Annotated in this window: 24 protein-coding genes; 7 read left to right on the top strand and 17 right to left on the bottom strand. The window is 44.7% G+C overall.

Annotated elements, in window-relative coordinates:
- Window positions 1–15 precede the first annotated feature (15 nt).
- Window positions 16–882 carry a permease gene (locus tag LCL96_RS16155; RefSeq protein WP_224942686.1) on the top strand — a complete coding sequence of 289 codons (867 nt, stop codon included), beginning with the start codon at window positions 16–18 and terminating at the stop codon, window positions 880–882.
- Window positions 883–929: 47 nt separating this feature from the next.
- Here the strand turns inward: LCL96_RS16155 and LCL96_RS16150 are convergent, their stop codons facing one another.
- The 7 genes from LCL96_RS16150 to LCL96_RS16115 all read right to left on the bottom strand — a co-directional run bounded on the left by LCL96_RS16150 (window position 930) and on the right by LCL96_RS16115 (window position 5,969).
- The gene (locus tag LCL96_RS16150; RefSeq protein WP_224942684.1) at window positions 930–1,205 is read right to left on the bottom strand and encodes an adhesin; all 276 of its coding nucleotides are present in this window, start codon (window positions 1,203–1,205) and stop codon (window positions 930–932) included.
- Between the two features lie 12 nt (window positions 1,206–1,217).
- A complete protein-coding gene (locus tag LCL96_RS16145; RefSeq protein ID WP_224942682.1) occupies window positions 1,218–1,643 on the bottom strand; it encodes a dual specificity protein phosphatase family protein in 426 nt (141 codons plus the stop codon).
- A gap of 13 nt (window positions 1,644–1,656) precedes the next feature.
- Window positions 1,657–3,429, bottom strand: a complete 1,773-nt coding sequence (gene arsA, locus LCL96_RS16140) for an arsenical pump-driving ATPase (protein ID WP_224942681.1) — start codon at window positions 3,427–3,429, stop codon at window positions 1,657–1,659.
- 15 nt (window positions 3,430–3,444) lie between these two features.
- On the bottom strand, window positions 3,445–3,810 hold the full coding sequence (gene arsD / locus LCL96_RS16135; protein ID WP_224942680.1) for an arsenite efflux transporter metallochaperone ArsD: 366 nt from the start codon (window positions 3,808–3,810) through the stop codon (window positions 3,445–3,447).
- A gap of 72 nt (window positions 3,811–3,882) precedes the next feature.
- Window positions 3,883–4,302 (bottom strand): arsenate reductase (thioredoxin), encoded by a 420-nt coding sequence (gene arsC / locus LCL96_RS16125; protein WP_263628201.1) that lies wholly within the window; start codon window positions 4,300–4,302, stop codon window positions 3,883–3,885.
- Between the two features lie 24 nt (window positions 4,303–4,326).
- Entirely contained in the window at window positions 4,327–5,616 is a 1,290-nt protein-coding gene (locus LCL96_RS16120; RefSeq protein ID WP_224942667.1) for an arsenic transporter, read from the bottom strand.
- 20 nt (window positions 5,617–5,636) lie between these two features.
- Entirely contained in the window at window positions 5,637–5,969 is a 333-nt protein-coding gene (locus LCL96_RS16115) for an ArsR/SmtB family transcription factor (protein WP_224942665.1), read from the bottom strand.
- Between the two features lie 98 nt (window positions 5,970–6,067).
- On the opposite strand from LCL96_RS16115, the gene LCL96_RS16110 reads away from it, so the two are divergent.
- The gene (locus LCL96_RS16110) at window positions 6,068–6,568 is read left to right on the top strand and encodes an N-acetyltransferase family protein (protein WP_412103589.1); all 501 of its coding nucleotides are present in this window, start codon (window positions 6,068–6,070) and stop codon (window positions 6,566–6,568) included.
- Window positions 6,569–6,641: 73 nt separating this feature from the next.
- On the opposite strand, the gene LCL96_RS16105 is transcribed toward LCL96_RS16110, so the two are convergent.
- From LCL96_RS16105 to LCL96_RS16060, 10 genes are all read right to left on the bottom strand, one after another.
- A complete protein-coding gene (locus LCL96_RS16105) occupies window positions 6,642–7,115 on the bottom strand; it encodes a DinB family protein (RefSeq protein WP_224942664.1) in 474 nt (157 codons plus the stop codon).
- A gap of 51 nt (window positions 7,116–7,166) precedes the next feature.
- On the bottom strand, window positions 7,167–7,631 hold the full coding sequence (locus tag LCL96_RS16100; protein WP_224942663.1) for an NUDIX hydrolase: 465 nt from the start codon (window positions 7,629–7,631) through the stop codon (window positions 7,167–7,169).
- A 13-nt stretch (window positions 7,632–7,644) separates the two neighbouring features.
- Window positions 7,645–8,211 carry a histidine phosphatase family protein gene (locus LCL96_RS16095; RefSeq protein WP_224942662.1) on the bottom strand — a complete coding sequence of 189 codons (567 nt, stop codon included), beginning with the start codon at window positions 8,209–8,211 and terminating at the stop codon, window positions 7,645–7,647.
- Between the two features lie 287 nt (window positions 8,212–8,498).
- Window positions 8,499–8,924, bottom strand: a complete 426-nt coding sequence (locus LCL96_RS16090) for a hypothetical protein (RefSeq protein WP_224942661.1) — start codon at window positions 8,922–8,924, stop codon at window positions 8,499–8,501.
- Window positions 8,918–9,169 carry a hypothetical protein gene (locus LCL96_RS16085; RefSeq protein ID WP_224942660.1) on the bottom strand — a complete coding sequence of 84 codons (252 nt, stop codon included), beginning with the start codon at window positions 9,167–9,169 and terminating at the stop codon, window positions 8,918–8,920. The genes LCL96_RS16090 and LCL96_RS16085 overlap by 7 nt, the downstream gene beginning before the upstream one ends.
- The gene (locus tag LCL96_RS16080) at window positions 9,166–9,651 is read right to left on the bottom strand and encodes a GyrI-like domain-containing protein (protein WP_224942659.1); all 486 of its coding nucleotides are present in this window, start codon (window positions 9,649–9,651) and stop codon (window positions 9,166–9,168) included. Before LCL96_RS16080 ends, LCL96_RS16085 begins: the two co-directional genes overlap by 4 nt.
- Window positions 9,652–9,663: 12 nt before the next feature.
- The gene (locus LCL96_RS16075) at window positions 9,664–10,446 is read right to left on the bottom strand and encodes a phosphotransferase (protein ID WP_224942658.1); all 783 of its coding nucleotides are present in this window, start codon (window positions 10,444–10,446) and stop codon (window positions 9,664–9,666) included.
- A gap of 245 nt (window positions 10,447–10,691) precedes the next feature.
- Window positions 10,692–10,952, bottom strand: coding sequence for a PH domain-containing protein (locus LCL96_RS16070; RefSeq protein ID WP_224942656.1), 261 nt, complete (start codon window positions 10,950–10,952; stop codon window positions 10,692–10,694).
- Between the two features lie 344 nt (window positions 10,953–11,296).
- Window positions 11,297–11,701 carry an HIT family protein gene (locus LCL96_RS16065; protein ID WP_224942654.1) on the bottom strand — a complete coding sequence of 135 codons (405 nt, stop codon included), beginning with the start codon at window positions 11,699–11,701 and terminating at the stop codon, window positions 11,297–11,299.
- Window positions 11,702–11,714: 13 nt separating this feature from the next.
- Window positions 11,715–12,044, bottom strand: coding sequence for an HIT domain-containing protein (locus tag LCL96_RS16060; protein WP_224942652.1), 330 nt, complete (start codon window positions 12,042–12,044; stop codon window positions 11,715–11,717).
- 240 nt (window positions 12,045–12,284) lie between these two features.
- Here LCL96_RS16060 and LCL96_RS16055 point away from each other — a divergent pair, with 240 nt between their 5' ends.
- From LCL96_RS16055 to LCL96_RS16035, 5 genes are all read left to right on the top strand, one after another.
- Window positions 12,285–14,384 (top strand): BglG family transcription antiterminator, encoded by a 2,100-nt coding sequence (locus LCL96_RS16055; protein ID WP_224942650.1) that lies wholly within the window; start codon window positions 12,285–12,287, stop codon window positions 14,382–14,384.
- Between the two features lie 19 nt (window positions 14,385–14,403).
- On the top strand, window positions 14,404–14,670 hold the full coding sequence (locus LCL96_RS16050; RefSeq protein WP_224942648.1) for a PTS sugar transporter subunit IIB: 267 nt from the start codon (window positions 14,404–14,406) through the stop codon (window positions 14,668–14,670).
- 30 nt (window positions 14,671–14,700) lie between these two features.
- Complete coding sequence (locus LCL96_RS16045) at window positions 14,701–16,068, top strand: PTS ascorbate transporter subunit IIC (protein WP_224942646.1); 1,368 nt, start codon at window positions 14,701–14,703, stop codon at window positions 16,066–16,068.
- A 286-nt stretch (window positions 16,069–16,354) separates the two neighbouring features.
- The gene (locus LCL96_RS16040) at window positions 16,355–16,840 is read left to right on the top strand and encodes an RNA polymerase sigma factor (protein WP_224942644.1); all 486 of its coding nucleotides are present in this window, start codon (window positions 16,355–16,357) and stop codon (window positions 16,838–16,840) included.
- A 1-nt stretch (window position 16,841) separates the two neighbouring features.
- Window positions 16,842–17,492 (top strand): zf-HC2 domain-containing protein, encoded by a 651-nt coding sequence (locus LCL96_RS16035; RefSeq protein ID WP_224942642.1) that lies wholly within the window; start codon window positions 16,842–16,844, stop codon window positions 17,490–17,492.
- Window positions 17,493–17,516: the final 24 nt, after the last annotated feature.

Raw genomic sequence — 17,516 nt, 5'->3', positions numbered from 1 at the left:
AAGGGGACGATTAATATGTGGGGAGAAACACTTAGAAGCTTTCTGGAAATTGCACTGGAATTAACGGTATTGTTTGTGGTCATTTCATTTGTCATCAGTTTATTACAAGGATTCATCCCTTATGAAAAAATCGAGAAAATGATTTCAGGAAAGAACAGTGTATGGGGTGTGACCGCTGCGATCTTGTTTGCATTCATTACGCCATTTTGCTCGTGTTCAACGATACCGGTTGTGGTAAACATGCTAAAAAAGAAGATGCCATTTGGGATTGTCATGATTTTCTTATTCGCTTCTCCTGTCTTGGATCCGACGATCCTCACGATAATGGGAGTGGTTCTTGGGTGGAAAGTGGCTCTCATTTATACCGTGGTGACAACCATCTTCTCCATAAGCATCGGTTTCCTATTGGAAGCATTCGGTTTTGAGAAATACGTCAAGAACGTCATGATGACTGGATTCAAAGAGGAAGTGAAGAGTTTCTCTTTAAAAGGAGCCTGGATGGAAACTGCTGATCTAATGAGAAGTGTCTATCCTTATCTCATCATCGGTGCTGCAATTGGTGCTGTCATCCATGGACTCGTACCAACGGAGTGGATTTCTGGATTCTTCGGAAGGGAGCATTGGTGGCTCATCCCGATTGCCGCCATCATCGGGGTTCCTTTGTATATCCGACTTTCGAGCATGATACCCATTTCACAGATATTGATTATGAAAGGAATGGCACTTGGTCCTGTCATGGCGATGATGATCAGTTCAGCCGGGGCCAGTCTTCCTGAAGTGATCCTCCTTAAATCCATCTTTAGAAAACAACTGGTCATTACCTTTGTACTATCGGTTATCACCATGTCTACCGTGTCCGGTTTTATCTTCTATTGGGTTTAATGGGTTTGAAAAAGGCAGCCGCATAAAAGCAGCTGCCTTTCCATTCATTAGCAACACTGATTGGCCCCGATCAGGACTAAGCCTTCTCCTTGAGGAGTGGTTTCGACATCAATCGTTAACGCTTCGGTTCCCTGCATGGATGAATCGATGGCAACTCGGATCCCGTTAATGCTTTCGATATGATCAGTTGGTTCTGGATCGTCCATTGATACTGAAATTTGGGGACCGCAGCACCCTGCTACAGAAGATAAACGGATCCCTTCTGCTCCTTGTTCTCTTAACACTTCAGATAACACTTGTTTTGCTTGATCCGTAATGTTCATATACGTTCCCTCCTATTTTTGCGGGTAAAGCTTTCGTAAAGATTCCATCATTTCAGGTTTGACATTGATCTTTGGTCGTGCCTGTTTAGCTATGGTTTCCGCTTCCTCCAACGTCTTTGCTTGATCAAGTTCGAAGAGCGTACCGACAGCGACTGTACCCGTACGGTTGCTGCCTCCCTGACAGTGGAAGTAGATGTTCTTGCCTTCGTTATACGCAGCTACTACCTGGTCAATGGATGCTTTAATCGATTGATCTTGATCTCCTTCGTTGTCCACAATTGGGCTATGGATCCGTGTATATGCTGCATTAGGATTTGAAGCTTCTGCACGCAAATCGAAGACAAGATCAATCTGTTCCTTTTTCGTTGCTTCTTCTGCATCATCCGCTCCACCCATAAAGATGCGGTCCTTGATTAATTCATGATAGTTTCTCGTCATGTTGGTACCTCCACTAGTTTATGATAAAATCCTTCAACTTGTTATATCCTATCTTTTCTTCTTCCATCCATGGGATCGTAGCTGTTCTTTCTGCAAACTGTTCTTGTACTTTCACGATCCACTCTTTCTCAGCATGGGCTTTCCCCTTTAATATAGGATCATTCGATTGTGCGTATAACAGGCTTTGGTTAATGACCCACCATGTAGGAGTAATGCTTGCGCGCTTAAGATCATCCTGCAGGCGAGAGGCTTCCAGTACTGGCGTGGCTTCTGGCAGTGTCACAATAACGACAGCCGTTTCCTTTTCATTTCGTAAGGTTGGCAACAGCTCTTTCACGCTTGATGGGACATCGCCTGTCGATTTCTCAATTTCCTTACTGTATGATTCTGCCGCATCGAATAACAGGAGCGTGTGTCCAGTCGGGGCTGTGTCGATGACCACAATCTCATTCTCTGAACGTGACACCACTTCACTAAATGCACGGAAGACGGCAATTTCTTCGGTACAAGGAGAATTCAAATCTTCTTCCAGATAAGCAAGCCCATCCTCATCCAAACCCTCTTTCGCCTTATTTAAAACCTCACTCTTATACGTTTCCACTTCTGCTTTGGGATCAATGCTGCTGATCGTCAATCGTTCATTTACTTGCTCCTGTTGAAATTGATAGTGGATATGAGCAGCGGGATCCGTCGTCGTTAAGTGGACGCGATGCCCCTTTTCAACGAGACCTACAGCAATCGCAGAAGCTACGGTCGTTTTCCCGACTCCTCCCTTCCCCATTGTGAAAATCAAAGAAGTTTCATTACGGGAAAAGTCCTCAATCAGATCGTTCAGCTTTTCTGTTTCAATCGGAACATCTTGATCTTGAACGACACTTGCAGGCATGGTGTTTGACTGGAATAAATAGCGCAGGCTTTCAACCCCTGTCAATGAATACGAAACAAACGGCAGTGAATAACTCGTCAGTTGCTTCAAGGTTTGAGGCATCTCTTTCAATGCTTGTTGCTGCTTGTGATAGAAAGCAAGTGAGATCGAATCATCATCCACTTTACTGGTTAAAAGCCCGTTTACGAGAAGAATCTGATTGTCTAACCCGATTTCCCTTAATTCCACGGATGCCCTGCTCGCTTCCAAAAGAGAGGGTCCATCCGCTCTTGCAACAAGCAATAAAGTCGTTTGGTTCTCATCGGATAATACCGCCACCGTTTTGGCATAAAGGGCTTTTTTCTCAGCTAATCCGGCAAGTGGACCTAAGCAGGATGCTCCGTGAGTACTTTCTTCCAGAAACCCATTCCAAGCCGTCGGAAGCTGCAATAATCGGAGCGTATGCCCGGTCGGAGCTGTATCAAACAGAATGTGATCGTATTCTTCTATGATCTCCGGATTGGAAAGATGGCCAGAGAACTCATCAAACGCAGCAATCTCTACTGTGCAGGCTCCAGACAATTGTTCCTCCATGGTCGAAACAACAGACTCCGGGAAGACTCCCCTGTAAGGACCGACCACTTTTTCCCGGTACGCACGTGCAGATTCTTCAGGGTCAATGTTGCAAATAAATAAACGGTCGATTCCTGGAACAGGAGTGGGCGTGTTGGAACATTCTATTTGAAACACATCCTGAAGATTTGACGCTGGATCGGTGCTAATAAGCAAGACCTTTTTACCTAGATCGGCAAGGGCGATGGCCGTTGCACTCGCTGTGGACGTCTTTCCGACGCCGCCCTTTCCTGTGATAAAAAGAAAGGGAGTATGCACCACTTGCTGAGGGACATAAGTTCGAAACATATGGCTCATCCTTTCTTATTTCCCTGATTTTAAATCAAGGGAAAGTCGGACTTTCGGCTTCTTCGTTAACTCTTCCGGTGAGAGGTTGAACCATTCTGCTAATTCTTCGTTGGTAGGATAAATCCCTGTCTTCACGACTTCTCCATCCACAAATACAAGTGGTAAAGAATCCGGACCCTTCTCCTTTAGGATTTTGCTGATAACTGGATTCTCCGCAAACTTTTCAGGTTCGTTGGTCAACTGATAACGGGATACATCATATCCTTTTTGCTCAAGGGAATACACAGCAGATGCAATCCTTGTCAATTCGGGATCGACACTTGGTCCGCATACCCCTGTTGAACAACACATCGCTGGATCGAAAATCTCCATTTTACTCATCGTATCACTCCTCTTTTTATAAAAACTCCAGAAAAAGAAAGCCAAGAGAACAGGTCTCTTGGCTATGTGTTTTTATTCACCGGTCTCGGCAAAACGGTGGATTCTCTCGCCCACCTCATCACGAACGCGTTGGAAGAAGGCCCATTTCTCTTCTTCTGTTCCTTCCGCCTTCGCAGGGTCATCGAATCCCCAATGTACGCGTTTCACATGAGGAGGTGTCACCGGACATTTATCTGCTGCATCTCCGCAAAGTGTGACGACTAAATCAGCATTATTCAAAATGTCAGGATCGATGATATCGGACGTTTGATTCGTGATGTCGATATCGACTTCTTTCATTGCTTTTACCGCATTGGGATTTAATCCGTGTGCCTCGATTCCTGCACTGTATACGTTCCACTCGTCACCTAAATGTTGTTTCGCCCAGCCTTCTGCCATTTGGCTACGGCATGAATTACCTGTACATAGGAAGTAGATGGTTTTCTTTGACATGTTGAATCTCTCCTTTTATCGTTGTTAGATGATTATTAACCATATATATAGCCCGACCAGTGTGATAAAAAGCGTTGGAATGGTCAGGATGATCCCTGTTTTAAAATACGTCCCCCAGGAGATTTTCACTCCTTTTAATGAAAGAACGTGTAGCCATAACAATGTGGCCAATGATCCAATCGGGGTGATCTTCGGTCCTAGATCGGAACCGATCACGTTGGCATAGATCAACGCTTCGCGCGTGACACCTGTCGTATCCGTACCGGCAATCGCCAGGGCATCGATCATCACCGTCGGCATATTGTTCATAATGGACGAAAGAATCGCCGCGATGAATCCCATTCCGACCGTTGCTGCGAATAATCCTTGATCCGCTGTCATCTGGATGACATCCGCCAGTACATTCGTCAGCCCTACGTTACGAAGGCCATACACGACCACGTACATGCCGATGGAGAAGAACACGATGGCCCATGGAGCCCCTTTGATAACGGTTTTCGTATTAACGGCTGGACTTCTTCTGGCCATGAACAAGAAGAAGATAGCAATGATCCCTGCAATGATTGATACCGGAATGCCAATGAATTCACTGGCAAAGTAGCCGACAAGCAGGATTGAAAGTACCAACCAGGAAAGACGGAACATCTTGATATCCTGTATGGCATCCACCGGTTTCTTCAACTGGGAGACATCATAATTCTTCGGGATGCTCTTCCGGAAGAAGAGATAAAGAACCAAAATGCTGGCGATTAATGAAAACAGATTAGGAACGATCATCCGGGAAGCAAACTCCACAAAGCCGATTCCGAAGAAGTCAGCGGATACAATGTTCACTAGGTTACTGACCACTAAAGGCAGTGACGTCGTATCAGCAATGAATCCACTCGCGATGATGAACGGAAACACCAGCTTCTCACTGAAATTCAAATTCCGAACCATCGCAAGGACGATCGGTGTAAGGATCAGCGCCGCTCCGTCGTTGGCGAATAGAGCCGCCACCACTGCTCCAAGGAGTGACACGTAGACAAACATCCTCACGCCGTTTCCTTTTGCCGCTCTTGCCATATGCAAGGCAGCCCATTCAAAAAATCCGATCTCATCCAGGATGAGAGAAATAATAATAACGGCAATGAATGCTAATGTCGCATTCCAGACGATGCCCGTTACATCCACCACATCGCTGAAATCGACAACCCCTACGATCAGGGCAAGTACCGCTCCGCCGATGGCTGACCATCCGATGGAAAGTCCCTTTGGCTGCCAAATGACGAACACAAGGGTGATGAGAAAAATCACAGATGCTAAAATAGTCATAATTCCGTTTTTACCTCCTATTAATCACATGAAATGCGTAAGCCCTGCTCCTCCAATTCCTTCAATTTGAAGTCCTGATTCGGCAGGTGGTCCAGGAGGCTTTGGATCATTGGATAGTATTCACTCTCACGATTAAGGGAGTAAATGATCCATTGACCACGACGCTTCTCCCTCACGATCCCCACATCCTTTAACTTACGGACGTGTTGACTGATGGCAGGCTGACTTGCTTTGAAGATTTCCACAAATTCACACACACAACAGTCATTCGTATCTAATATTTTGATCATCGTTAAGCGGGTCTTATCCCCCAGTAGCTTTAAAATCGTTGCAGTTTTGTCTATATCAGCCATCCTCTCACCTCCATATATTAATGTATGCTTATATAATAGTTCACTTATATATAGATAACAAGACATTTTTGTATTATTCTAAGAAAAAGGGGGCTTTCATGCAAATGGGTACTATATCTGAGATGAAGAAAAATGATTGGAATCAAGTAGCCGACATCTATCTAGAAGGAATATCAACGGGTAACGCAACTTTTCAAAAGGACGTCCCTTCCTGGGAAGAGTGGGATGGCAGCCATATAAAAGTAAGTCGCATCGTTGCCCGTGAAAATGATTCCATATTAGGCTGGGCTGCCCTGAGTCCTGTCTCTAGCAGATGTGTATACAGTGGGGTAGCCGAGGTGAGCGTGTACGTTTCAAATCAGTATAACGGTAAGGGAATTGGCAGTCTTCTTCTCAATGCATTAATTGAGATTAGTGAGCAAAACGGGTACTGGACCCTTCAATCGGGGATATTCCCTGAGAATGTTGCAAGCATCAAACTGCATGAGAAACACGGCTTTCGCATCGTCGGCCGCAGGGAAAAGATCGGGAAGATGGATGGGGTATGGAGGGATACGGTTTTGATGGAGAGGAGGAGTAAAAGAGTTGGAATCGAATGAGAAAACGGGGCCTGAACCCCGGTATCCTTTCGGAAGAATACAAAAAAAATTAAGAGGGCTACCGCTGGAACAATCAAGATCCAATCAAATCCGTATCTGGAGGGGTGTACCCCAGCTGCCTGCCTATTTTCACGATTTGCCCTTTATGATGAAATTCGTGTGTCACAGTATGTGTAAACAGCCACAAAGCGGATATCTCTGTACTGTCACCTTCCTCAAAGGATACTTGAATGGTCTTGTCCCAATTCCCTTGAAACTTATTAAGAAATTCATGTACAATATCATCCGTTTTCTGGAAAATCCTGCGCATCTCCTTTACGTTGATGGCAGAATCCGCCGTAATCTTTGGAAGGGCTTGACCAAGTCCTCTACTTCCCAACCATACTCGGTAGCAATCCGCCACATGAACATGGAGGCTGCGAATGGAACCCCCGCCAAACGATTCCAGCTCTCTTACATAATCGGATTGTGACATTGATTCACAGTATCGGAATAACACCTCTCTAGTACGTCTGATCCACTCGTATTGATTTACGAAAACATCCATTTTCTTAATCTCCTAACATTGTTTTTTGCTGACTTCCCTATTCTTTTCAACTCAGTCCCCCACCTTCAAATAACGGGGAGCTTCCTGCTTAACAAAATGTTTTTCAATAAACGATAGAACTTCATCATTCCCCGGAAGCGACACCGTATCGACGGCTTCTTGAAATGACAACCATCTATACTCACTATGTTCTTCATTTAGTGTCACACCCTGATCAGATGCTACGAACCCAACGAACACTGGTGCTATGTATATGTAATTCCCTTCAATGGAATAGATCTTATCGAAGGTATTGGCAGAGTATAAAGAAATATCCGAGATTCCTGTCTCTTCCTTCACCTCTCTATACGCGGCTTCTGTGGCGGTTTCCCCTTCTTCTATAGCACCACCGATATAGCACCACACATCTTTCAAAACTGCCTCCGCTCTCTTCACTAGTAATACTCTGTATTGATTTTCAACTTCTTTTAATAAAACGACGGCTGTACCGGTACATCTGATTGGAACTTCCATCATCGATTCCCTCCATTTAAGACCATAACCGCAGAACCCCCACACATTCCAGACCATTGAATTCCATCCTGTAAATATCAGGCTTCGACGTACTATATAGAAAATCCAAATCAAATCGTGCGTCGTAAAAGCCCATCATCAACGTCATAACGGCTCCGTGTGTACCAATCACGACGTTCTTTCCTTCGTATGTATCCAAGAGCGTATTCAATACAGCGACTGCTCTATTTTGACATTCAGCATTGGATTCTGCGCCTTTTAGTGCGTAATCCGGATCCTGGAACGAATTCTCAAGAAGCGGACCAAGCTCCTGATCGGATATCCGGGTATTTCCTGCTGAAAAGACCCGTTCCTTCAGGTCTTCCTCGATAACCACCGGTTTCCCGATATGGCGACTTACGCCTTCAACCGTTTGAACGGAACGCAGGTATGGACTTGACACCACCGTGTCGATCTCTTTTGTTTTCAATAAGTCGGTTATTCTCCGGGCGTCTGCCATTCCTTTTTCCGTTAGAGCACGCTTTCGTTCATCGCCTGTTTTCGGTGAATCACCGTGTCTTACCATGTACATGTGTGTGCTCATTATGTGGTTCCCTCCAAATTCCAAAGCACCCTTCTTTTCAGTTCCTCGTATTAATTGTAGTCAAATCGTTTTGTTTTTCATGTTGATTCCTTTCTTTTTGACAAATCGTAATGATACGACATGTGTGTTATTGAAAGTATCTCCACGCATGATAATCGTGCCGGTTTCCTCCACTTTCATGCCGGATAGAGACTAATCATGCCGATTCCAGATTAATCGTGCGCAAATAAAGAAATTCATGCCGGATCACACTTTATCATTCCGGTTTGTCGAATGATCTCAACCTCTCATTCTCCTAAACGTTCCCCTGTCAAAATCTTAAACAAACGGGCAGACTCTTTCTTAGGAAGCTGCGCATATTCATGATCTCCCTGCATGACTTCAAGCTCATCTTTCTTCGGGCTGACCCACACGCTGTGAAGCACTGCCTTCGCATCGATTTCAGGGTTTTGATATTCATAGATAAATCGATAATCCGCGGGACGGATGAAGTCCACTTGTGCTTCTTTCCAATGGGTATTTGAAAGAATCTCTCTTACCTCTTCGACTTGATTTGTGTCTGTGACCTTTTTAAACTCTTCATACTTATTTTCATCGCCCACCTGTTTTTCAACGACGATGTTCTGCTGTTCACTGTCCACCGGTTTTGAACATGCCGTTACAATAAAGACCGCGAGAATGCATAATACAGCTACGAATCGACGCCTCAACATATGGCGCTCCCCAAATTTTTAATTTCACCATTTTTATTCACACTATCTATCCCCCGCTCACATTTGTCTTCGGTTTCCCATGCCACAATGTATTTATTCCATTCCTTTGTGACGGAGACAATTTCAACAGTGCCTCCATGGTGCTCTATTATGATGTTACTCGCCTGTTCTTCTGTCAGGTGATTTTCACTGCTTTGACAGCTGGTCAATAAAAGGGAAGCGAATATGAAGCTACTTTTATTCATTCCCCTTTCTCCCCGGACAAAATGGCGTCGCATAATTCCACCTGGACATAGGAAGGCTTATTAGGCTGGTTTTCCTTTTGGTAGATTTCGAGATTCCAGCTTTGAGTGGAACGGGTATAGCCATGGTCGCTGATCCATTGATGCAGCCTCTCGTAGCTGTTTCTGATCTGATCATTCGGCCCCTGATGAAGGATGGTGGCATATCGGTGCGGAGGAATCGTCAAGTTCGTCATACCTGCAGGGATGTCACCGAATTCACTTACCTGAAGTCCAATCCAGTACCCATCTTCTTCAGGTGAAGATTCTTCGACGACAAATACGCCAATCTGCTGAAGGGGATCTAGTAAGTTCTGGATTTCTTCTGCTCTTTCTTTTAACCTCAAAGCAGCTTTCGGAATTTCTGTCACATATTCTTCTCCAGAACAGAGAATCCTGAATCCGACCAGTTTCACTTCTCCTACGTCTTTCACGACACTACTCATGGTTTTCGCCTCCTATATCCAATCTTTGAGATGATCCTGAATAAATGCGATATCCTTCTGATAATGCTCTACATGCCCCTCTTCCACCATCTTTTGAAAAGCAGCGTCGCCTTCTCCCGCTTTACGATGGATGGTCGTGCATATCGCCTTCAGTCGGAGCAGAACCATCTGGAGATCATCCATTCCAAAATCAATACCGTACGATTCAAAGAACCGCTTCACTCTCTGTTTGATTCGTTCGGCATCCCTTGTCGGTTCATAGTGAACAGCCTCCCCCGTTTCAGAATAATGCACCCGGCTCAGTGGAACGCAGGTATAGAGGGTATAGGCGATATCCCATCGCCTTGGACCGGGACCCGCTACGTCAAAGTCGATGATCCCGACCGGACGTTTTTCGTTAAAAATGATATTGTATACAGCAAAGTCATTATGACAGAGTACCTCAAACGGCTGTGGCGTGAGATCAATCGGCTCCCAGTCTTCGCTCACTGGAAAATCACTCACAGCATCATGATACAGGCGGAGCATCATCGCGATCCCTGAAAGCGATTCATCTGACCACATGTATTCCTTTAACGGATAATTCCCTGCTTCTCCTTCGATAAAAGAAAGAATCTCCCTGTTTTTATCATCGATTCCGAGAAACGCTGGTGCATGGGGGAATCCTTTCTCTTCTAAATGCTTCAGGAGCATGTGGATTTTGACGCTTTCGGGCTTTATCTCCCGACGGACCGTATCTCCGGAACGATAGACGGTTGAGACGTTCCCGCCGGTTAATTTTTCTTCTTGTGACATGTGGACTTCCACCTTTCATTCCCCTATATTCCAATTATTTCAAATAACTGCAATGAACTCAATCTTTCTTTTTTCAAAAAAGAAGCTTATCGTATACCACCAAAGAAAAAAGATGATTACTGCAACGATAAAAACAAGTAGAGCACCTATATATTTTCTTTCCGTTTTTTTTTATGTCTGGAGTTAGCGGCGAATATCCCGCCTGCCAATGCAATAAAAATAGCGGTCCACATCCAGAAACTCATCTAACTCGCTTCCATGAATGAGAGAATCTTCTCTTTCATGCCGCCATTACTTGTGTATAGGATATACGTCTCCGAGCTGGTCTTAATCACGACTCTGTCAGTGTGCCCATATGGAAACCCGATCCTCATGGCCGTCTTTCCCTCACCACTATATGTATCATCTTTTGTCACGTCTTTGATTTCAGAAAAAGGGATATAGATTTGACTGAACTGCCATTTGATCCTTAAGTTCTCGCCAATCCTTGATACTTTCACTTCCATCTTCATCACTCCCGTCTGTATATCCATATGTACGTTTGTTGGGATGGAAAGTTTCAATTATTTCCAATTATGTTTATCTATAGTGTTCTGAAGATTTTTCGACAAACGGCTTATAAACCCTGGTTTAGGGATCATATTTGTGGCTGAAGGATCATAAATCAACATTCAGGCTCATAAATGTTCGGGAGGGATCATATATTTCAGATCCGGCTCATAAGTTGCGAAAACCGGATCATATCCGCGCTTGAATGAAAGCTGGAACGCTCAAAAATTCCGGTATTGCTCGTCTCCCTGTCAATAACGGAATGGTTTTGAGAGAATACCTTCAAAAACGGAATCTTCTTTCACCGTTTGTCTCTTCTATTCTCGGGTTGCTTCAGCCAATATCTCACCCCTTTTCCCGCTAGCGGTTCGTCATTGTACCTCGGGATGACGAGCAGGTGGCTGTGGAAAATAAACTGATTGGACACCTCACCGACATTCCATCCAAGCGTATAGCCATCTGGAGAATATTCCTTATCCAGGTAAGCCTTTGCTTTCTGCAGCAGATCATATGTATCGTTCCATTCTTCCTCCGTCAACTCGAATGCGTTTGCGTGATGATTCTTTGGGACGATCACGCCGGATCCTTCCAGAACACCCTGGTGCTTATTATGCTGTAGGAAATAGCAGGATTCGTTTTCAAATACAATGTTTTGATCCTGGTCCTGTTCTGGATGGCAGAATGGACAGGTCTCCATATAGGTCATGTGTATTCTCCTTTCACCTCAGCGCCTTTCCAGAAACAATATGCCAGTGCAGATGCTTCGAGTCCTGATAGTCCCCCATATTCGTGATGACTTTACAGGCCCCATGCTCTTTCGTGACATCACGCGCCACCTTTTTGATGACCCCCATCAGCTCAAGCAATAATGCATCATCCTCTTCTTCCAACGTAAGGAGTGAAGGAATATGCTTCTTCGGAATCGCCACGATATGGACGGGATAAAACGGCCGGGTATGATGGTAGGCGAGGACATTGTCTGTCTCCATCACTTTTTCTACTTCCGTCCTTCTACTTAACACCTCATCACAATAAAAATCACTCGTCATAAGAGTACCTCCCTTGTTTTCCTCTTCCAATTATTTCAAACCTCTGTTTCTATGACAATCCCAACTTCCCTATCTGATGCTCTTTTACCCATCTGTTCATTTTTGCAAAAACACCCCTTACAAACTCTACACACTGAAACCCCTTTCATTACTAGTTAAATGCCCATATACTAGACTCATAAGATGATCATCTACCAAACAAGAATATAAATATGCAAAATTAACTAGAGGAGGATCCTCATGGTATTGGATAAAAGACGTGCACACTTATTATCCATCATTCAACATTCGCCTGACCCGATCCCGACAAAGGATCTGGTTGCGAAAATGAATTTGTCTCAACGGACTATTTACTACGACCTTGATCAGATCAACAACTGGCTGAGGACGGAAGGCTTGGAACCGATCGAGAGTCAGCATGGAAAAGGCTTGTTTTTGCCCCCTGACTCGAAATCGAAGCTGATGGTTTCAAAGGATCAGAGTTTTGAAGATTGGCAGTATCAACTGTCCAAGGAGGAACGCGAAGTCCTGATCAAAGCGTCCATTCTATTGGAAGAACAAGAGGCTTCGATGGAGCGGTTCATGGATTTGACCAGTATGAGCCGGGGGACGATCGCGAAGGTGATTAAAGATATCAAGAAGGAATTTCGCGAAGCTGGTCTGGACCTCTTTTACAAGAAGGGATCGGGTTACCGGCTGAGTGGTCCTGAGGAAGCAAAGCGAACGATGCTTTCTACTATCCTTGCGACCATCTTCTCGCATCAGGAATGGCAGAATGTCCGGAATGAGGTTCATCGGATGATTCAGCCGGAAGCTGATACATGGTCACACGAAACGGAGCAAAGGCGTCTGGTGAGGGAAATTCTTTATGAAGCGGAACAGGAATTGGGATTGACGCTGACGGATGAGATGGTGGAGATCCTGTCTCTTCAGATCCTGATGATCATGAAGCGAATTGAACTGCGCAAGTATATCTCGGTTCCGGAAGCGGAAAAAGAGGTTTTGAAGCAGACAGAAGCTTACAGGGCCGCCCTTCATATCACCAATAAGCTTGACGTCTCTTTTCCCGATGACGAGGTTTGCTTCATCACGATGAACCTGCTCGGGTCCAAGGTCCAGCAGGATAATTTCAACCGCTATACGGAGCAGGAAATGTCCGGGCTGAAGGAAGTCGTTCAACGGATGATCCATGATTTCCAGCTATACTCCTGTGTCGTTTTCGATGACAAAAAAGGACTTGAGGAAAACCTGATCTCCCATATTAAACCGACGTTTTACAGGCTCAAGTACGGGCTCACAATTGCGAATGACCTGTCCGACAGCATTCAAACAACGTACCCGGACATCTTTCATCTCACGAAACGTGTGATGAGACATCTGGAACTGTACGTAGGAAAATCCGTACCCGATGAAGAAGCCGCTTATATTACCCTCCACTTCGGCGGATGGTTGACGAAAGAGAAGAAAAAGGTCGAGACGAAGTTCAAAGCCCTGATCGTATGTGAAAACGGGATCGGGACGTCCAATATGCTCCGGACCCAGCTCGAGAACCTGATCGCGGGGCTGAATGTGATCACTACCCTCTCCATGAGGGAATATCGAACGAACGAGTACGAAGCGGATATCATTTTTTCCACCAATTATATAAAAGAAAAAGACATCCCCGTCATCCACGTTCCTGCCATCCTGACGAATCTTGAAAAGGAACGGGTCATGCAGCGGATGAACGAGCTTTTCGACTCGAAGCCGACCGAAAAGAACCGGACTGATCTTCTGATGGACGTGATCAAACGTCACGCGACCATTCATGAAGAAGACGCACTGAAGAAAGAACTGGTCCAGCTTTTAGAACAAACTACTCCCACGATAAAGGAGCTTAGAAAGCCTATGCTTAATGAATTACTGACTGAACAAACGATACAGCTGAAAGATCGTGTCACAAGCTGGGAGGAAGCCATCAGGGTGGCGAGCGAGCCCCTTGTCGATCAGCAATCGATCCGACCGGACTATGTGGAGGCCATGATTACGAACGTGAAGGAATTGGGTCCTTACATCGTCATCGCACCAAAAATCGCCATCCCCCATGCCCGTCCGGAGACTGGTGTCGAACAGCTGGGAATGAGCTTCCTGCGACTAGAGGAACCTGTTTATTTTTCCGAAAAAGAAAAGCATCGCGCGCAGCTCATCATTGTGCTGGCGGCGATTGATAATCAAACGCACTTGAAAGCACTTGCACAGCTTACGGAATTATTATCAACTGAAAGCAACGTGGAACGGTTGATCGCAGCAAAGGATCAAGAAACCGTCATCGAATTAATCAATCAAACAGTAGAAGTATAAATCTGAGGAGGAAATGAAAATGAAAAAAGTATTAGTCGTATGTGGAAATGGATTAGGAAGCAGCATGATCGTAGAGATGAACGTAAAAGCAGCACTGAAGGATATGGGGAAAGAAGCGGAAGTATCCCACACGGATCTGACTACAGCGAAGACAGAACAAGCGGATCTATTCCTAGGTTCAGAAGATATCGTCGAAAGCCTGGAAGACGGTAAGAAGAATGTCGTGAAATTAAAGAATCTGATGGATAAGAACGAGCTTCGTACAGCACTGGAACAAAATATCTAGACCACTATGAGTTAGAAAGGAGCGATACACATGATTGATATCATTATGAAGGATATACTCGGTACGCCTGCGATCCTTGTCGGTCTATTCGCCTTAATCGGGCTCCTCATCCAGCGTAAGAACTCGGGGGATGTCGTGTCCGGAACCCTGAAAACGGTCATGGGCTTCGTCATCCTCGGGGCGGGTGCGAATGTACTCGTGCAATCCTTAGGACAATTCAGCAGCATGTTCAATCACGCATTCGAAGTCGACGGCGTCATCCCGAATAACGAAGCCATTGTAGCTCTGGCTCAGGAAAGCTTCGGTACGGAAACGGCGATGATCATGCTATTCGGTATGGTAGTCAATATCGTCATTGCACGATTCAGTCCTTTTAAATACATCTTTTTAACCGGACACCATACAATGTTCATGGCCTGCATGATCGCGGTTATCTTGACGACCGGAGGATTTACGGGAGTTCCGTTGATCGTTCTAGGTTCTATTATACTTGGAGCTCTCATGGTCCTGTCACCTGCGATGCTTCAGCCTTTCACTCGCAAAGTTACCGGTTCAGACGACTTTGCCGTTGGTCACTTTGGATCGATTGGGTATTTGGTTTCCGCGATGGTCGGGAAAGCCGTTGGGAAAGGAAGCAAATCGACGGAAGAAATAAAAGTGCCAAAGTCACTCGGATTCCTGCGTGACACATCTGTCTCCGTTTCTCTGACGATGGTCATCCTGTTCTTCGTCGTAGCAGGCGCAGCAGGTCCTGCCTTCGTGGAAGGAGAACTAAGCGGAGGACAAAACTTCCTGGTATTCGCCTTTATGCAAGGGATCACATTTGCCGTTGGTGTGTACATCATCTTAGCAGGGGTACGCATGCTCCTTGGTGAAATCGTACCGGCATTCAAAGGAATCGCGGACAAAGTCGTCCCGAATGCCAAACCGGCCCTTGATTGCCCAGCCATCTTCCCTTTTGCAGGGAATGCCGTTATCATCGGATTTCTATTCAGCTTCATCGCTGGACTCGTCAGCATGTTATTTTTACCTTTACTAGGATTGAAAGTCATCGTTCCGGGACTTGTCCCTCACTTCTTCACAGGGGCAGCAGCCGGAGTGTTCGGTAATGCCACAGGCGGACGTCGCGGTGCCGTCATCGGTTCCATGGCGAACGGAGTCATGATCAGCTTCCTGCCGGCTCTGCTATTACCGGTGTTAAGTTCATTAGGATTCCAGGGAACCACGTTTGGAGATGCAGACTTCGGTTTAGTCGGCATTGTGCTCGGTAACCTTGTGAACCTGATCGAATCCAATATGATGGTATTCGTTTCAATCATTGTCCTTCTCGCTGTCCTTTTCTTTATCAGCTTTAAGACTAAAGGGACTGGGGAGAAGGATGAGACGGAAGTAGCATAAGATGGATTCAGCCACCCATTTTGTTGTGGGTGGCTGTTTTTTTGTCGTTTACGAGCCATGGGGACAGGTACCATGGCTCGTGAAATCATTGTCAAAGTATAAAAAATCATTCTCTAAAAGAAGGTTTTAGTGTAATCTGGTCCATGTCATGATTATTTTGAGAAATTTTTACATATTTTTTTAATTAATTGTAACGAATGCACGTTTTTCTGGAGTAATAGATAACTAGATATTTAAAGGGATTCATTTTTTTACAGCCAACACTTTATCGAAAAGGAGGTAAGACGTGGATAAGGAAGATGTTTATCAAGAATACGCAAATATAATATATAGATATTTTATAACCATGACAAATGACGCTCAATCTGCTGAAGAGTTGACTCAAGAAACATTTTATCAGGCCTTTAAGTCCATCGATCATTTTCAAGAAGACGGAAAAGCCACATTTTCAACCTGGCTCTGTGCCATCGCCAAAAACGTTTGGCTGCAAGAAGTGAATCGTGTAAGGAAGAAGCACCGGTTAGTGGAATCACTAAGCAGTGAACACACTCCCGTTTACAGTATGGAAGAACAATATATTCAAAACGAAGACAAAATCCACTTTTTCCAACAGGCTCAACAACTTAGCGAGAAAAAACGTGAACTCCTTTATCTCAGGTTATTGGGGAATTTATCTTTCAAAGACATTGGCTCGATTTTGGGAGAAACAGAGAATTGGGCAAGAGTCACATTTTACCTTGCCAAACAACAAATAAGAAAGGGTGAACAATGAAATGAATCATCATGTGTTTAAAGATTTGGTTCCGAGCTATATGGAACATTTAACGAGCGAAGAGACCACTATGCAAATGGAAGTACATATGGAGCAGTGCAAAGACTGTAGAGATTATGTACATGAGATGCAAGAAGAATGGATGTCAGAAAATGTGCATGAACAGGCAAAAGAGGATAGAAAAGTGGACTACTTCAAAAAGGTACGCTCAAAGAACAGAAAGAAAATACTCACGATTGTCACCTCTCTGCTATCCCTTTTCCTCATTTTGACCATTAGCTATTACCTGCTCTATATAAAAATGTGGATAGCCGATCCAAACGATGTTCAAACGACAATCCAAACGCAAGGTAACTCGGTTACACTGACATTTACATCAAAACAAGACAACCGATATCTGTTACTTAGAAAAGAACAGCTGAATCAAGACTATACAGACAATATGATCGTCTATGAGATGCGAGAAGATCTATACACACCGGAAAACCTGAAGGATGGAATCAACATCTCGTATACGTTCCTGGATGAAAACACGTTGCTACTGGATAACGGGAAAGTGAAAAAACTGACAGCCAATGAAAAACTATCCATCCAATATAAAGACCGCACGAAAGAAATATCATTAATAGATTTATACCATCGAAATGATTAAGCCATGGGGATAGGTCCCCATGGC

It is taken from the genome of Rossellomorea aquimaris, assembly GCF_020172085.1.
GTDB classification, from domain to species: domain Bacteria; phylum Bacillota; class Bacilli; order Bacillales; family Bacillaceae_B; genus Rossellomorea; species Rossellomorea aquimaris_E.
Note: the sequence above shows the minus strand (reverse complement) of the source record. Positions and strands in the feature narration are given on the sequence as shown.

Excerpts from the sequence above, each read along its gene's own strand:
- arsC (WP_263628201.1), bottom strand. The coding sequence starts at position 4,302 with ATGTCAAAGAAAACCATCTACTTCCTATGTACAGGTAATTCATGCCGT.
- LCL96_RS16080 (WP_224942659.1), bottom strand. The coding sequence starts at position 9,651 with ATGAGTAGTGTCGTGAAAGACGTAGGAGAAGTGAAACTGGTCGGATTC.
- LCL96_RS16055 (WP_224942650.1), top strand. The coding sequence starts at position 12,285 with ATGGTATTGGATAAAAGACGTGCACACTTATTATCCATCATTCAACAT.
- LCL96_RS16100 (WP_224942663.1), bottom strand. The coding sequence starts at position 7,631 with ATGATGGAAGTTCCAATCAGATGTACCGGTACAGCCGTCGTTTTATTA.
- LCL96_RS16050 (WP_224942648.1), top strand. The coding sequence starts at position 14,404 with ATGAAAAAAGTATTAGTCGTATGTGGAAATGGATTAGGAAGCAGCATG.
- LCL96_RS16065 (WP_224942654.1), bottom strand. The coding sequence starts at position 11,701 with ATGACCTATATGGAGACCTGTCCATTCTGCCATCCAGAACAGGACCAG.
- LCL96_RS16155 (WP_224942686.1), top strand. The coding sequence starts at position 16 with ATGTGGGGAGAAACACTTAGAAGCTTTCTGGAAATTGCACTGGAATTA.
- LCL96_RS16085 (WP_224942660.1), bottom strand. The coding sequence starts at position 9,169 with ATGAATAAAAGTAGCTTCATATTCGCTTCCCTTTTATTGACCAGCTGT.
- LCL96_RS16105 (WP_224942664.1), bottom strand. The coding sequence starts at position 7,115 with ATGGATGTTTTCGTAAATCAATACGAGTGGATCAGACGTACTAGAGAG.
- LCL96_RS16150 (WP_224942684.1), bottom strand. The coding sequence starts at position 1,205 with ATGAACATTACGGATCAAGCAAAACAAGTGTTATCTGAAGTGTTAAGA.
- LCL96_RS16035 (WP_224942642.1), top strand. The coding sequence starts at position 16,842 with ATGAATCATCATGTGTTTAAAGATTTGGTTCCGAGCTATATGGAACAT.
- LCL96_RS16110 (WP_412103589.1), top strand. The coding sequence starts at position 6,068 with ATGCAAATGGGTACTATATCTGAGATGAAGAAAAATGATTGGAATCAA.
- arsA (WP_224942681.1), bottom strand. The coding sequence starts at position 3,429 with ATGTTTCGAACTTATGTCCCTCAGCAAGTGGTGCATACTCCCTTTCTT.
- LCL96_RS16145 (WP_224942682.1), bottom strand. The coding sequence starts at position 1,643 with ATGACGAGAAACTATCATGAATTAATCAAGGACCGCATCTTTATGGGT.
- LCL96_RS16120 (WP_224942667.1), bottom strand. The coding sequence starts at position 5,616 with ATGACTATTTTAGCATCTGTGATTTTTCTCATCACCCTTGTGTTCGTC.
- LCL96_RS16045 (WP_224942646.1), top strand. The coding sequence starts at position 14,701 with ATGATTGATATCATTATGAAGGATATACTCGGTACGCCTGCGATCCTT.
- LCL96_RS16060 (WP_224942652.1), bottom strand. The coding sequence starts at position 12,044 with ATGACGAGTGATTTTTATTGTGATGAGGTGTTAAGTAGAAGGACGGAA.
- LCL96_RS16115 (WP_224942665.1), bottom strand. The coding sequence starts at position 5,969 with ATGGCTGATATAGACAAAACTGCAACGATTTTAAAGCTACTGGGGGAT.
- LCL96_RS16095 (WP_224942662.1), bottom strand. The coding sequence starts at position 8,211 with ATGAGCACACACATGTACATGGTAAGACACGGTGATTCACCGAAAACA.
- LCL96_RS16070 (WP_224942656.1), bottom strand. The coding sequence starts at position 10,952 with ATGGAAGTGAAAGTATCAAGGATTGGCGAGAACTTAAGGATCAAATGG.
- arsD (WP_224942680.1), bottom strand. The coding sequence starts at position 3,810 with ATGAGTAAAATGGAGATTTTCGATCCAGCGATGTGTTGTTCAACAGGG.
- LCL96_RS16075 (WP_224942658.1), bottom strand. The coding sequence starts at position 10,446 with ATGTCACAAGAAGAAAAATTAACCGGCGGGAACGTCTCAACCGTCTAT.
- LCL96_RS16090 (WP_224942661.1), bottom strand. The coding sequence starts at position 8,924 with ATGTTGAGGCGTCGATTCGTAGCTGTATTATGCATTCTCGCGGTCTTT.